This is a genomic window from Streptococcus suis (assembly GCF_019856455.1).
Classification (GTDB): Bacteria; Bacillota; Bacilli; order Lactobacillales; family Streptococcaceae; genus Streptococcus; species Streptococcus suis_AE.
Genome location: NZ_CP082205.1, coordinates 1,311,797 through 1,327,091 on the forward strand (window position 1 = coordinate 1,311,797; position 15,295 = coordinate 1,327,091).

Genomic DNA, 15,295 nt, shown 5'->3' on the forward strand with positions numbered 1-15,295 from the left:
ATTACCCTCCTAGTTTCTCTGCAATCAGAATTGTATATGGAGCTAGTTCATACTCTGTTTCTGTCAGAGCTGTATAATCTCCTCTAACCAATTGATAGTCAGAAAGATGGATATTATCTAACTGAATAGTCGCTGAATGACTAGCTGGGTTCCGAAGCGAAAGAATTTCTTTCCCTGCTTCTTCATCAATACATCTGTAACCATAAATTTCAAACGCTGACGGTTTCCCACCAATCATTTGACTGTGTTTTAGGGTCGCGTAATTGTCCTCTATCCACTTGACTGCACGAGCATTGGCTTTCCATCGCTCCTCATCAAACATTGTATAGGAATAATGGAACTCCCAGAAAGCATTCCCACGAGTAGAAATAAACATCAGATAATCTTCAAACTCTTCTACACTTGCATACATTTGATGGTCCATGTACCAGGTATGAGCCGTACTCGCATAGACAGGCTCATGGTTATATAGGCTCCAAAGAGGCAATTGAATATCTCGTTTGGTCAAAAATTCTTCGTATTGGCAATCACGGTAGGTAATCATCCGTTGAATATCATTCCCAGCATTTTCCGTAAAGCCAACATCCTGTGAAATTTGTATCCAAAGGCTGTTGACCCATTGTAAGAACCATGGGCTAGGATTAACATAGGAAGTCAAGTTCAACCAGCAATCTCTATCTCCTCGCTCTGCCCTTAAATCTTTTAAGAGGTCAATCAAGAATTCATAGACAGGAGTCATAGTGTGCATGGCAAACTCACCACTAGGGTCTGGCTTATCTGGCTTCAGCAACCAACCATCGATTTTCCAATAGCTGATATCATATTTTTTCTGGTAATCCAACATTTTTTGCTTCATGCCTTCCAAATAATTAAAATCACCAATATTGACATCATTTGACAAGGTATTCTTGCTACCGAATTCTGGATGGGCCTCCAACCAGTCACTCATGATAACTTCTGTTCCGTTATAGCCTCCACGTGGTCCGATCCAAAGACCAAGACTTGCACCTAAATTATTTACGAGAGCTTTTACCTTTGTTAGACCGTTAGGGAACTTTTCATTAAACTCCCAAACACTTTGGTAATCGCACCAGCCATCATCAACGACATAGGCATCCAACTTCACACCATTATCTTCAAAGCCATGTGAAATTTCTTCAAAACTTTTTACAATGATTCCTTCATCAATTGCAGTCATATGGTCATACCAAGAATTGTATTGTTTTCTGAAATAACTTGGTTGGGCTATACCACGAATGTAAGTAAAGAAGTCTTTTTGTATACTTGACTTCTCAAACCCAGATGATGCCCCAATAACAACCGGCCAGATTTTCTTAGGTTTTTTAATCTCGTGTCCAACATAATAGCGAGAAAAATAGGTCTGGTCTTCTATCCTATTCTCCCCCATTGGAAATTCCATGCCAAAAAAGAAAGACTTGGCATAAATTGGCTGTCCCAACTCTACATAATAACCAGAAAATCCAGCCATTTCTTTGATATCTTCCTGCTTTTTCGGAAGATAGACATGTTCTAAATTTGTAAAACTAAACCGTTCCACATCAATATAGTTGATTGTATTTATGGATGACAGAATCGTCACCTCTTTGACAAGAATGTCTTCACGAACTGAATATAGAATGGTCAATTGGATTTCAGAATGATGAAAACTTACCAGAATACTTTCATTGGTTTGCTCGACAACATGGGCCGTAAATTCTTCCGATTTGAGTTGGCTGCCATCACAGTAAGTAACAACAAATTCCGTACATTTTTCGTTCCCAATAGACTCGTTGACCTTTTTATTCAAGAGATGGGAAGTATAAAACTTCCCATCTTCTAATTTAAAATAGCGTGCTACATTTTTATTTTCAATCTTCACTATCATCACCTACTAATTCAATTTTTATCACACTATCAATGCTATCTGGCAATGGATAAGTAAAGTGAGGAATATCACCATACTGTGCAAAGCAAATCCCTTCATACGCATTAGTGGTCCAACTCTTAGAAATCTTCACTTCACTTCCATCATGGAGGAAACTCATTCTTTTGACTTTGCTTTCATCGATACCAATCAGGGCAAGAGGGCCAATTGGCTGTTCGAAGACATGAGCATACACCGTGTTCCCTTTTTGAGTATAGTAGCCCCATTCTGGTTTAGGTAATGAACTAACGCCACAACCATAAATAGACTCACCATTCTTATCTAACCATTTTCCAAAATCACTTAAAATATCTTGACTTTCTTGATTGAGAACACCTAGTGCATCTGGACCTACATTCAGAATCATATTCCCATTCTTACTTACACACTCAACCAACTTACGAATAAGTGTCTTGGACGATTTGTAGAAATGATCCGTAGGATTGTAGGCCCAGTTATTATTCATTGTTAAGCAAAGTTCCCAAGGAATTGGCTCGCCGTGGATATTTCTAATCCCTTTGTGCGGAACAAGCTGCTCAGGACTAACAAAGTCTCCAGAATAGATATTGATTTCATCTGTTACAATACTTCCAAATCCTTCTCCTGATGTTTCTAACCGATTATCTACAACCACATCTGGTTGATGCTTGCGTACAAGATTAATCAAATCTGTTGCACGCCATTTCTCGCCGAACATTTCTCCGTAAGAATAGTCAAACCATAGAATATCCAGTTTGCCATACTTGGTTACGATTTCTTCCACTTGATTGTGTAAGAAAGTCAAGTAGTTGTCAAAGTCAATCTTCTCATCTTTAAAGGCTTCATTCTCACGCATAGGATGAATCATATCGCCATATTTCGGATAATCTGGATGATACCAGTCTATCAGACTGAAGTATAGACCTACTTTTAATCCTTCTTCTCGTACTGATTCAACAAATTCAGCTACTAAGTCTTTCCTGATTTGTGTATTTGTAGATTTGTAGTCAGTATAGGCTGAGTCAAACAAGCAAAATCCATCATGGTGCTTGGCGGTCAAGACCATATATTTCATACCTGCTGCTTTTGCTGCCTTCGCCCACTCTCTCGGATTGTACTTTACAGGATTAAATGCTTCAAAATATGGCTGATAGTCATCAATGGATAATTGTTGATGACTGCGGATCCACTCCCCTTTTCCAGGGATTGAATAGAGCCCCCAGTGAATGAACATTCCAAAGCGGTCTTTTTGGAACCACTCTGTACGTTTGTTAATTTCTTGTAAACTATTTTTTGTCATCCTTTTACTGCTCCTCCTCCAAGGGCTTCAATAAAGTATTTACTTGCAAATGCAAATAGTAAAATTGGTGGTAAGATAATCACAACAATTGCTGAAAAGAGACCATTATAGTTAGTATTAAAGCTAGTTGTGAATTGACCAAGCAAGGCTGGAACCGTCAGCTCATCTTTATTGATGATCAACATTGATGCCCAATAGTATTCATTCCAGTTATTTATAAAAGCTAAAATTGCTGCTGTTAAAATACCAGGTCTAGCAATAGGTAACATTACTTTCCAAAATGTCTGGGCATAGCTCGCTCCATCAATTTCAGCAGCTTCTTCCAACTCCTTAGGTATTATTGCAAAGTAATTCTTTATGATAAAGAAACTCATGGCAATACCGCTACAAGAGTAGACAAAAATCAGAGCTACTGGCGTATTATATATCCCCAAAACATTTACCAAACGATAGACAGGGAAAGTCATAGCTGTTGCAGGGATAAATAGAGTGGAGTACAACATTGCTGTTATCAGCTTTTTCCCACGGAAATCCATCCGAGCAATAACATAAGATGACATGGAAATCATGATAATACTGATAATCACAGATATGGAAACAACTTTAAAACTGTTCCAAAAATAGTCCAATACATGTAACTCAGTAAAAACCTTGATATAACCATCAAAACTTAAATCAGTTGGCAAACTAATGCCTGGATTTTTCATAGGATCCGCTTTTAATGAGGATAGAAATATCCATAAAATTGGAAACACTGAAATTAAACAAGTAATAGCCATATAGATGTAAATAATTAATTTCCCTGACTTAGAAAGGCCATTCAAACGATTGTCCATATGCTCTACCTCACTTTCTACGTTTACCTTCTTTGAATATCAGATTGATACACAAAATGATTAGCATTCCGCCTAAAATCTGAATCACACCTATAGTGTTAGCTCTGGCATATTGTGTACGAGAACTAGATACCGCTAACTCCCTTATGATAAAACTGATACTTTTTGTTCCAGCTGCACCATTTGTTAGGAAGAATACTTCGTTATACAATAGGAAACCCGAAGTTGCGGCCATAATCGAAACTGTCTTTAATGTTTCTTTTATCATTGGAATGGTGATATACCATTCTCTTCTCCACCCTGTAATGTTATCTAGTATTGCTGCTTCATGGATCTCTTGTGGAATGGCGAAGATTTGACCCAATATCATTATTGTCGATGTCCCTGCAAAGAAAATATAAGCACAAGTCATCGCAATAATATTCAAGCCAGGTGTCAATAAAATCGCATCCGAAAATTCAGGGTTAAAAAAGCGGGTAACTTGGTTAACTACTCCATAATTTGGATTGTAGATTTGAAGAAAAATCAAACCCATTGCGGCACTAGAAATAATACTAGGTATGATATAAAGGTTTCGAGATAGTTTCCAACCAGCCAATTTTTTTGATAAGGCAATAGCAACTGATAAAGCTAATGGGACTTGAACTACTACACCTATAATTGCCCATGTAATTGAATTTTTCAGTGCTTCCAAAAAGAAAGGATATTCACTAAAAATGTACTTATAGTTGGCAAAAAGATTGCCAAAACCTAGAAATTCTGGGCTGGTTAAATTCGTATAATCCCACTTAGTAAAGGATGTTGCAAAAATAGTTACCACCGAATAAAAGTAGAAGAGAAAGAAACAAACTAATGTCGGGAGTAAAAATAGAAAAATAAATCGTTGTTTCAGTGCCTTCCTATTTTGTAAGGTCATGGTTTTCTTTGCCATAAAATACTCACTTTCTAAAAAAGGGCTAAGGAATACATCCTTAGCCCTGTTATTTTAGCCGATAAGGGCTTTCAAGATGTCTTGTGTTTCTTTTACTTTCTGATCGATATTGACACCGTCAGCAGCACTTTCGGTCAATGCGTTGATAATTGCAGTACGAACGTCACCACCCCAAACAGATACAACAGTAGGAACAGTTACATCTGCATTGTTTGCCATAGATGTCGCTTCACCTAAGAGTTTTACAGTAGCGTCGTCAGAACCGCTTGCAATTTGAGCAGTATCAATCGCTTGGCTAGCTGGGTTCGCTCCCACTTTTTCGAAAATTGTAGTTTGAACCTCGTCACTGGTCATGTATTTTACAAATTCCAATGCAAGTTTTTCTTCTTCCTCAGATAGTTTACTTGAAATTGTAATACCGCCACCAGCTGAACTAATCGCAACATTACCAGCGTACAATCCTGGTTTCAAAGCTGCATTATCTTTCAAACCACCTGCAGCCCATACACCGTTGAAGAAGACTGCTGATTTATTTTCAGTAAAATCAGTTGAATAAACGTTGGCATCGCCGCCTGCATTAGCTGAACCGTTTGCTTGCACTTCTGTCATAACCAATTTAAGTGCTTCTGCAAATTCTTTTGAATCAATTCCTTCAGAAGTTAGAGGACCTTCTAATAGTTTACGGCCAGCTTCAGATGAGCCAAGTACAGTGTTAAAGAGACGAATTGCCGGCTCTCCTGCACCAAAGGCATATACTCCTTGTTTACGAACCAAGGCCATAGCTTCAGTAAAATCACTCCACTTGGTCCATTGGTCAGGAGTTTTAGCCCCAGCTTTTGAGAAAATATCTGCATTGTACCAAAGACCTAAGGTTAATAATTGGTCGTGGACTGTATAGATTTTTCCGTTCACATCATTTTGTGTATAGTTTAGACCAACATTTTTTTCCAATCCATTATCATCGATATATGGTTTCAAATCCAGAACCAAACTTTGTTCAATAGCTGCTAGCGAAACATCGTTACCAGCCAAGTCAATCATATCTGGAAACTCGCCACTTGCAACCTTGTTATTCATAATGTCTGTCAAGCTTCCGTTCACAGGAGTTGGTTTAAATTCAACATCACCGGTTGCATGTTTTTTCGCAAATTCATCATAAAGATCACGCATAACTTTAGCAGCTGGCCATTCTTCTTCGCTATGGTGATAGCCATGATAGAACTCTAAAACTGTATCATCACCACTTGCTGCTTTTTCAGAACTTGAACTAGTTCCTGATGACGATCCGCAAGCAGCTAGAATCACTGAAGCAAATAAACACAATGCTCCGCATTTCAACAAACCTTTTTTCATTTTATGTTCCTCCGTTTTATTTCCTTTGTCCGTAAGTTTTAAATTTTTCAGCCATCAATTCCATTTCTTCATCTGGGAGGATGACTGGTTCACCCATGCTTTTAGCAACACAATAAATTTTTGAACAGTATTCAACCTCCTCAATGATATTGAAGGCATTTAGTAAGTCTTGAGCACCAGCCAAGATACCGTGGTTGGCAAGAAAGACTGCACGTCTGTCTTTCATAGCCTCCGCAGCATTTTCAGCCAATTCCTTAGTCCCATATGTGGCATATTCTGCTACTCGGACATCTTTACCAGCTACCGCAATCATATAATGGCTAGCTGGTAACGGCTCTCTTAGTACTGCCAAAACAGTTCCATAAGTGGTATGGGCATGAATGACTGCATCAAGGTCTTCTCGTTGCTGGTATTGAATCAGGTGCATATACCACTCACTAGAAGGAAGCTTTTCACCTTCGACTACTTGTCCTTCCAAGTCCATGATGACGATATCTTCTTCCTTGATTTCAAAGAAATCAATTCCAGATGGAGTGATTGCCATTAGACCTTTTTCACGGTTAAATACGCTCAGATTCCCACCAGTACCTTTGGTTAAGCCTTCAGTAACTAACTTTTTGCCGTACTTTATAAGTTCCTTTCTTTCTTTTTCCATGAACATAAAGTGTTCTCCTTCTATTTACTATATAGCGGTCCTAAAACCTCACACATCTTGAAATCTGCCGCTTCCAAATCCTTAGTACCGACACCATCAAAAATGCTTGGACGGAAAATTCGTTCCCTTGGAATATTGTGGAGGGCTACAGGAATTCGCAACATACTAGCCAGAGTGATAACTTCTGCACCAATGTGCCCATGAACAAAGGCACCGTGGTTAGAACCCCAATGGTTCATGACATCATAGACGGTTTCAAAACCAGGTTCTCCAAGATTCGGAGCAAACCAGGTTGTTGGCCAAGTTTTATCTGTCCGTTCATCCAAGATACGGTGCACTTCATCATCCAATGGACAGGTGTAGCCTTCTGCAATTTGTAAACTTGGACCAACACCCTTGACTAGATTGACACGAATCAAGGTCACAGGAAGTTCCCCCTGAGTCTTGAAGTGAGAAGAATAGCCACCTCCTCGGAAATATTCATAGTTTGCTCGACACCAATCTGTCGCTTCCAGACAGGCTTTTATATCCTCCTCTGTCATATTCCAGAACTCTTTCATGGTTGGCTGACCAGCTTCATCTCGTGCTGCTGCACTTCCATCAAGAGCTGAAGCTCCTGAGTTAATAAGGTGGAGGATGCCATCCTTAGCCCTACCTGTTAGCTCTTGACCTGTCACCCGTTTGACCGCCTCTGGGCTCCAATAAGTCCGAACATCAGAGAAAATTGGAGCCTTATTGGTTAGGAGGGTTCCAAATAACATGGCGGTCGCATTCAAAGTATCATTTTCTGTTGCAAAGGCAGTCACAGGACGTGGACCATTCCAGTCAAAAGTGGAAGCCAGAATCGCTTCAGCAAAATCACCGTTTGGCAACCAGTCTGTCCACTGACGTTGACCTTGGAAACCACCTGAAATTGCATTTCTGCCACGAGCTTCCTCTTCCCAGCCAATCTCTGCTAAGCGAGGATTTCCAAAGAGAATATCTCGGATAATCAAGGTTTGCTTGGCAATAAATTCCCAATCCTTGTCTGCTGGAATCACCTTAGACTTGGTAATCACTTCTGGGAATTCCTTTCCTACATTGATGTCAACACCTTCTTTGCAATATTCCCTAGTCCAAGCAAGAGCTTTTTCATATTCTTCTTTATCGTAGATTTCCAACTCCATACGGCGAAGAATCTCAGTCATGTCCACAAATTCGACCAACATTCCCAGATAGTCTTCAAAGAAGGAAGTGGTAACCTGAGAACCCGCAATTCCCATTGAAGAAGCTCCAATGTTGACATAGGACTTGCCTTTCATCTGACCAGCAGCAATGGCTCCCTTGGCAAATAGCAAGATTTTTTCAGCCACATCTGCAGGAATGCTATTGTCATCCAGATCCTGAACATCATGACCATAAATCTTGAATGCTGGGTAACCCTTTTGAGCGTAGCCACTCATGGCTGCGGCTAGATAAACTGCTCCAGGCCGCTCTGTCCCATTAAAGCCCCAAATAGCTTTAATCGTATGTGGATCCATATCCATGGTTTCTGTTCCATAGCACCAACTTGGTGTGACAGATAAGGTTGCAACTACATTGTCACGAGCAAACTCATCATAGACAATCCCTGCATCCCCTTGACCACCAATGGTTCGACTGGCCAGCAAACATTGAACAGGGGTTCCGTCTGCGTAACGCAAATTGGACTCAATCAAATCCTTAGCAGCCAGAGCCATTTGCATGGTTTTTTCTTCTAAGGATTCCCTTACACCGCCCTGTCGACCATCAATAGTCGGACGGATTCCAATTTTAGGATAAAGTGTCATTTTTTTCCTCCTTCTTTGGATAAAAATGGTTAAATGTTATAGACTCTTTTACAAGTTTCTTGGCTTCTTTCATATCTTCAACATAGCCAAGTGCCTTAAATTGAACGAGGGCATTACCGATTGAGGTTGCTTCATACAGACCAGTAACCACCGTCTTACCTGTAACATCTGCTACTAATTGTGAGAAATATTCTGACTTGGAACCACCGCCTATTAAGTCAATTCTCTTATAGATGTTCCCTGTTATCTCTTCCAATTGTATGATGACTTCTTTATATTTTTCAGCCAAACTTTGATAAACTATCTTAAATAGAATCGCTGGGTCTGTTGATACTTTTATCCCCTTATCTGAAAAATAACAGACAATTTTTTCAATCATGTTACCTGGACTTGCGAATGTCGAAGCATCTGTGTCAAATGTTGGAACACAACTTTCCACATTGTTCACCATCTCTGTAATTTCGTCGTATGAAAAATCTTTTCCTAATTTTAAGAACGATTTTTTTAATTCTTCAATAATCCAAAGTCCAGTACAATTTTTCAAAAATCTAGTAGTCCCATCATAGCCAGCTTCATTTGTGAAATTATACTTCAGTGCACTATCGGTAAGTATTGGGCCTTTCAGTTCTGTCCCGATAAGTGACCAAGTTCCACAAGAGACATAGAGTAAGTTTTCCTCTTCATGTGGAATCGCTGCTACCGCACTTGCTGTATCATGCTGACAGACATTGATTACTGTTATTTCATTATTCAATATTTCGTCCGATATACTACCAAGTATATTTCCTTCGGATACTAGTTTCGGTAAAAGTAATTCTGAAATTTCAAATGTTTTTAAAATTTCATGATTCCAGTCTTGTGTCAATGGGTTAATCATTTGCATTGTGGAAGCAATGCTTCTTTCAATTGCGACCTCACCTGTCAATACAAAATTTAAGTAATCTGAAATCATTAACAGTTTATCAGCTTTGAAATATTCTTCGGGAGTTTGAGATTTACAAGCAATCAATTGAAATAGTGTGTTAATCTCCATCAACTGATTACCCGTTTTAAAATACAAATCATTTAGAGAAGAATATCTTGCAATCTCATCTAATATTGATTCAGTTCGCCTATCTCGATAGGATACTGGTTGAGCAATCATTTCTCCATTTACATCCAATAATGCAAAATCAACACCCCATGTATCAATTCCAACAGAAGATAATTCTGACTGTTCTTGAGAAATTCTGATACATTTTTTAACACTTTTTACCAAGCTTTCTATATCCCAACACAGTCTTCCCTTCACTTTTTGTATTGAATTGTTGAATCGATGAACTTCTCTCGAAATCAGTTTTCCATTTTCAATAGAATATAGGATTCCTCTTCCCGACGTAGCTCCAAGGTCAATAGCCAATACAGTTTTCATTTGAACCTCCTTTCTGTTACCGCTTTCATGATTTTATTTTAATATATACAAACTTCTATTACAATACTTGAACAGTAGATTGAAAATTATTCAAAATATTGACATAAAATCGCCATTTTTGTTCAGAATATGTTATTATGTACTTAAGAGGTGTTAGTATGAGTAGAGATAAACGATTAAAAGAAATAACAAATATTCTTCACAGTAGAAAGAGAATAGATGTAAAACAACTTGAAAAATTAACTTTCTCAAGTACATCAACTCTTCGTAGAGATTTAATCTATCTTGAAGAACAAGGTCTCATCAAAAGAAAACATGGGGAAGTGGTGCTAAACGCATTTAATACCGTCGAACTTGCTCATAGTATCAGAGAGACTGAAAATAGGTCAGAAAAGAAAATCATTGCTGAGCTTGCAAAAGATTTTGTTGGACCAGGGATGTGTATATACTTGGATTCAAGTACAACGGTTTATGAATTATGTCCGTTCCTTTCAACAATTGACAATCTAATTATCTTTACGAATGGACTCAATACTGCTCAGTTGCTTTCTGAACTTTCTAATCCAACAATGAAAATATTTGTCACTGGCGGTGAGGTCAAACACCATTCTGCCTCAGTCGTAAACCATAGTATGGAAAATAGTCTTCTTGAACATTTTAGTATAGACCTTGCTTTTTGTTCTGCAAGGGGAATTGATGAAGAATATGTTTATGAAGCTTCTTTCAGTCAAGCCATTGCAAAAAAATCTATTATTGACAAGGCTAAAGAGACAATATTACTGATTGATAGTTCGAAATTTCGGATGTCCGGATTTTTCAAAATTAACAATCTGAAACAATATAAAACCATCATATCAGACAAGCTACCTGATGAATCCTTATTAACTTCTGCCGAAAAATATGAAGTTGAATGGATTGCCGACTAATAATACAAACTATATATCAGCTTACCGCTCTACAACTTTAAACTCTTGTAGCAAGCACAGTAAGTGGGTACCCTCTTACGATAAAATTAACGAAGCAGATGCCTTTGGCTCTGCTTTTTTCGTTACATTTTATAGTCGAATGAATTAGCTTTCAGACAAGGAACTGAGGTGCAGGCTATACTAGAGTATGGCAAGCCGAAAGTGACGATGTATCAAAGTTAATTCAAATGACTGATATGTAAAGCCCTTTGTCAAGTAAAAACAATCGAACTGATAAAAAAATGAAAAGTATCTAGAAAGAGCCTAGTTCTTAGCTTCGGGCATTGGCCACTCTGATATTCGTGGATTGGTTACCTACAGGTCAATGGTTCTGCCGCGAGTCCTACTCTCTATAAGCGTGGATCACAATTGTGCCACTTAGTCGTTTCGTAGATGACTCAAACCTTGAAGTCCTAAACTCCTTCAAGATACTTTCCATTCAAACATGATTTCAATCCTTATTTCTGTCCAAATTCACCCAGTGATTTTGGATAGAAATAGGGATTCCTCATCGCTCTGATATGTAAAGCCCTTTGTCAAGTAAAAACAATCGAACTGATAAAAAAATGAAAAGTATCTAGAAAGAGCCTAGTTCTTAGCTTCGGGCATTGGCCACTCTGATATTCGTGGATTGGTTACCTACAGGTCAATGGTTCTGCCGCGAGTCCTACTCTCTATAAGCGTGGATCACAATTGTGCCACTTAGTCGTTTCGTAGATGACTCAAACCTTGAAGTCCTAAACTCCTTCAAGATACTTTCCATTCAAACATGATTTCAATCCTTATTTCTGTCCAAATTCACCCAGTGATTTTGGATAGAAATAGGGATTCCTCATCGCTCTGCGATGATAAAACTTAATGGTCAAAAGTGTACATGAAAACAAGCGCTAACTTCAAGCTATTCTTCCTGTCATCATCCCCCAAATAAAACCAGACAATTCTCGTGCAATAGCTGTTTTAGCAACATTTTGTTTCTTATTTTTTCCTAGAACAAGTGTGCGATAACGTCTTCTTAAGCGTTCATTAGCCTTATCCGCATAAGCAATCACCTCCACTCGGTTTCCACTTTGTCTCCTTTTCAATTCTTTGGATTTATACCCAATCGTCCCCTTAGCCAATGATTGTGCAGCTTCTATCAGAAGTCGTCTCACATGGCTATTCCCAGCTTTGGTGATAGCACCTCTTCTCTCCTTGTCGCCGCTAGAATTTTCGCTAGGAGTTAGCCCAAGATAAGAAGCAAAATGTTGAGCTGTCGCAAAGCGATTAAAATCACCGATTTCTGTCACAATGGAAAGAGCAGTTAGTGTTTTAATGCCAATAAAGCAAGAAAGCCGTGAGACCTTCTCTTGGTAACTGTCGCTTTGACCCAGTTGCTCAATTCGTGCATCATACCGTTCTATTTGATCTACTAATTTCTCATAGGTCAATAGATATTCTGTCAAAATCTCTGCGTAAAGTCCATCAGGATTTAGGGAACGGAGCCAGCGGACATGTTTCTGTGTCCAATTACTGCTTCCCTCGGTATAGCGAAAATCATGTCGGAGACAGAAGGCAAGAATTTGTTGTTTGATTTTCTTCAGAGCCACTTTGTGGTCTGTTCTCATGCGGATATATTCTTTGACTTGTTCATCCTCAACAGTAGGAATATGAACAGGCCGATAGCTACGAAAGGCCAGAGCTTTTGCGAGCTGAGCTGCATCTTTTTTATCAGTCTTAACACGCTTAGATCCTTCCTTCATCACCGTTGTAGGCGCCATCACGATACAGGGGATCCCGTGAGCTTGTAGCTGGTGATATAGGGTAAATCCAAGACATCCGGCTTCGTAGCCACATAACACTTCTGCATCTTGACCATATAAACGACGAAGCTCATTCACATAGTTCACAATATAGCTAACATTTGGACCAACTTTAGTGCTATGTTTGAATTGATTCGCCATCATATCATAATAGCAGAGTGAAAAACTTTCTTTGTGAACATCCATTCCGATGAAAAGTGTGGTAAAATGAAACATATAAGACCTCCAATTGAGTGTGGTAATTCCTGTTAGAAGTTGATTGTTTTTTTATTCTAGTGTACAGGTAAATCCACGAATTCTCAACTGGGGGTCTTTACATATTGTCTATACTTGTTAGGGAGAACCCTAAGACCCCAATAGAAAGGCATAGATTATGGAAAAACGTACTAGACCAAACCAATTAAAAATTCGACTTTCGGATAAAGAACTCTCTCAAGTGCGACAAAAATATGGACAATCTCGGTCAAAATCAATGCGGCATTTCGTCCTCAAGTGTATCTTTGAAACATCGATTTATGAAGTCGATATGCAACCATTTAGAGAGTTACAACATCTCCTTTCCAAGACCTCCACTAATGTCAACCAAATTGCCAAGAAGGTCAATACTTACTCCCGTGTTTATAAAGAGGACATTATGACACTCCAAAACGAAATACTTTTCTTTAATGTTATAGTAAAATGTAACAAAAAACAGTACATTTGTAATATAATGTACTGTTTTTATTTCATTTAGGCTCTATAATTTCTGTAGTGGGTAAATCCACTGTAGAGATTATGGAGCCTTTTTGAGTATATACAAAAAGTCCCATATGACCTATAATGAAAAGCAACCACACTCACATTAGAAAGACTCATATGGAACTACTTCATCATACCACAGAACTAATTGGAATCAAAGGCAAAAACATCAAAATTCTCTTCGTTTTGAAACATCAGACCCATCTAGAAATCAGGGCAAAGCTGGATTACGGCAGTCCTCGTTGTCCTCATTGCCAAGGAAAGTGTATCAAGTACGACTTTCAAAAGTCATCAAAGATTCCGATTTTGGATTGTCAGGGCTTTCCGACCCTCCTCTTGCTTAAGAAACGGCGGTTTCAATGCAAATCTTGCCAAAAAGTGACTGTAGCTGAGACAGATCTAGTCAAGAAAAACTGTCAGATTTCCCAACCTATTTGGGAGAAAATCACACAACTCCATACAGAAAACATGACCAATATAGCCATCGCTAGGAGACTACACATCTCCGTGTCGGTCGTCCAGAGGAAACTGGCTCAGTTTCAATTTGAGCATGATTTTACGAAATTACCAAAAGTCTTAAGATGGGATGAATTTAGTCGGAACAAGGGAAAACTCGCCTTTATTGCTCAGGATTTTGAGACGAGTTCGATTGTGACCATTCTTGACAATAACCGCCAAAGCACAATCAAAAACTATTTCTACAAGTATACTAGGGCGGTCAGAGAAACTGTCGAGGTAGTGACCATGCTATGTTTAGCGCCTACTACAAATTGGCTAGCCCCTTCGCTCTCCAATTTCTCGGCTCAGGCTGAAACAGTCTATTCCCAGACTGTTTCACTCCCAAAAGCTAAAATTGTCCTTGATAGATTTCACATTATCCAACACCTGAGCCGTGCTATGATGACGACTAGAATTGATATTATGAAGACTTTCGATACGCGTTCCCTACCTTATCGATCCATGAAAAATCACTGGCGTATTCTCCAAAAAGATAGTCGAAAACTGTCTCGAAATCGCTTCTATTCCCGCACTTTTGGCCAAACAGTAACACCGAGAGAGGTTGTCCAAAAGACATTGAATTTCTCTGAGGAACTGAAATTCTATTACGAACTCTATCAGATCCCTCCTCTTCCATTTCCAAGAGAAGAACTCGAACTATTTCTTCGAGATTCTAGAGGACAATCTGAATCTTGTCAATCCTGCCTTTAAAACTTTTCTAAAGTATAAAACGTACATCACGAACGCCATGGAGCTTCCATATTCCAACGCTAAACTGGAAGCGACCAATAAACTCATCAAAGACATCAAGAGGCAGGCTTTCGGGTTTAGGAACTTTACGAACTTTAAAACAAAGATATATATTGCTTTAAACATCAAAAATGGGAGTGGGAAAGAACTCGACCAAGATAAAAAGAGTTCGTCTTCCCACCCCCGCACAGTTGATTAGGCCAGATTTGGAGTGTAAAACACGAACAAATCCGCCAATCAACCACTGCGCTGAGATGTTGACACGAACTCTGAGTGGTGGTCCTGGGCTTTTTGCCCAGCCTCTAGGTGTTAGCTTTTCGTCTACCCACTACAGTTGACAAAGAGCCA

At 38.9% G+C, this 15,295-nt stretch carries 12 protein-coding genes; 3 read left to right on the plus strand and 9 right to left on the minus strand.

The genetic code is table 11. The features are described 5' to 3' along the window. Position 1 precedes the first annotated feature (1 nt). From K6969_RS06380 to K6969_RS06415, 8 genes are read right to left on the minus strand one after another with little or no spacing between them, the layout of a single operon-like run. Positions 2–1,879 (minus strand): alpha-N-acetylgalactosaminidase, encoded by a 1,878-nt coding sequence (locus tag K6969_RS06380; protein WP_171942924.1) that lies wholly within the window; start codon positions 1,877–1,879, stop codon positions 2–4. Further along, positions 1,869–3,203, minus strand: coding sequence for an alpha-L-fucosidase (locus K6969_RS06385; protein ID WP_014638948.1), 1,335 nt, complete (start codon positions 3,201–3,203; stop codon positions 1,869–1,871). The genes K6969_RS06380 and K6969_RS06385 overlap by 11 nt, the downstream gene beginning before the upstream one ends. Then, positions 3,200–4,039: a carbohydrate ABC transporter permease gene (locus K6969_RS06390; RefSeq protein ID WP_004195668.1), complete on the minus strand. Its 840-nt coding sequence runs from the start codon at positions 4,037–4,039 to the stop codon at positions 3,200–3,202. The genes K6969_RS06385 and K6969_RS06390 overlap by 4 nt, the downstream gene beginning before the upstream one ends. Positions 4,040–4,049: 10 nt before the next feature. After that, positions 4,050–4,970 (minus strand): carbohydrate ABC transporter permease, encoded by a 921-nt coding sequence (locus K6969_RS06395; protein ID WP_171942923.1) that lies wholly within the window; start codon positions 4,968–4,970, stop codon positions 4,050–4,052. 54 nt (positions 4,971–5,024) lie between these two features. Next, positions 5,025–6,323 (minus strand): ABC transporter substrate-binding protein, encoded by a 1,299-nt coding sequence (locus K6969_RS06400; protein WP_004195663.1) that lies wholly within the window; start codon positions 6,321–6,323, stop codon positions 5,025–5,027. A gap of 16 nt (positions 6,324–6,339) precedes the next feature. Then, positions 6,340–6,984 carry an L-fuculose-phosphate aldolase gene (locus tag K6969_RS06405; RefSeq protein WP_014638949.1) on the minus strand — a complete coding sequence of 215 codons (645 nt, stop codon included), beginning with the start codon at positions 6,982–6,984 and terminating at the stop codon, positions 6,340–6,342. A 14-nt stretch (positions 6,985–6,998) separates the two neighbouring features. Then, positions 6,999–8,786 (minus strand): L-fucose isomerase, encoded by a 1,788-nt coding sequence (locus K6969_RS06410; RefSeq protein WP_053864050.1) that lies wholly within the window; start codon positions 8,784–8,786, stop codon positions 6,999–7,001. Further along, positions 8,770–10,197: a rhamnulokinase gene (locus K6969_RS06415; RefSeq protein WP_014638951.1), complete on the minus strand. Its 1,428-nt coding sequence runs from the start codon at positions 10,195–10,197 to the stop codon at positions 8,770–8,772. The genes K6969_RS06410 and K6969_RS06415 overlap by 17 nt, the downstream gene beginning before the upstream one ends. Positions 10,198–10,355: 158 nt before the next feature. On the opposite strand from K6969_RS06415, the gene K6969_RS06420 reads away from it, so the two are divergent. Continuing rightward, positions 10,356–11,123, plus strand: coding sequence for a DeoR/GlpR family DNA-binding transcription regulator (locus K6969_RS06420; protein ID WP_029175471.1), 768 nt, complete (start codon positions 10,356–10,358; stop codon positions 11,121–11,123). Positions 11,124–12,055: 932 nt separating this feature from the next. Here the strand turns inward: K6969_RS06420 and K6969_RS06425 are convergent. Further along, entirely contained in the window at positions 12,056–13,177 is a 1,122-nt protein-coding gene (locus K6969_RS06425; protein WP_015445098.1) for an IS110 family transposase, read from the minus strand. Between the two features lie 157 nt (positions 13,178–13,334). On the opposite strand from K6969_RS06425, the gene K6969_RS12355 reads away from it, so the two are divergent. Beyond that, positions 13,335–13,694: a plasmid mobilization protein gene (locus K6969_RS12355; protein ID WP_029174238.1), complete on the plus strand. Its 360-nt coding sequence runs from the start codon at positions 13,335–13,337 to the stop codon at positions 13,692–13,694. Between the two features lie 122 nt (positions 13,695–13,816). Continuing rightward, a protein-coding gene (locus tag K6969_RS06435) for a transposase (RefSeq protein ID WP_321537339.1) occupies positions 13,817–15,146 on the plus strand; the annotation gives its coding sequence in 2 pieces (ribosomal slippage) (positions 13,817–14,821 and positions 14,823–15,146; 1,329 coding nt in all). Positions 15,147–15,295 lie beyond the last annotated feature (149 nt).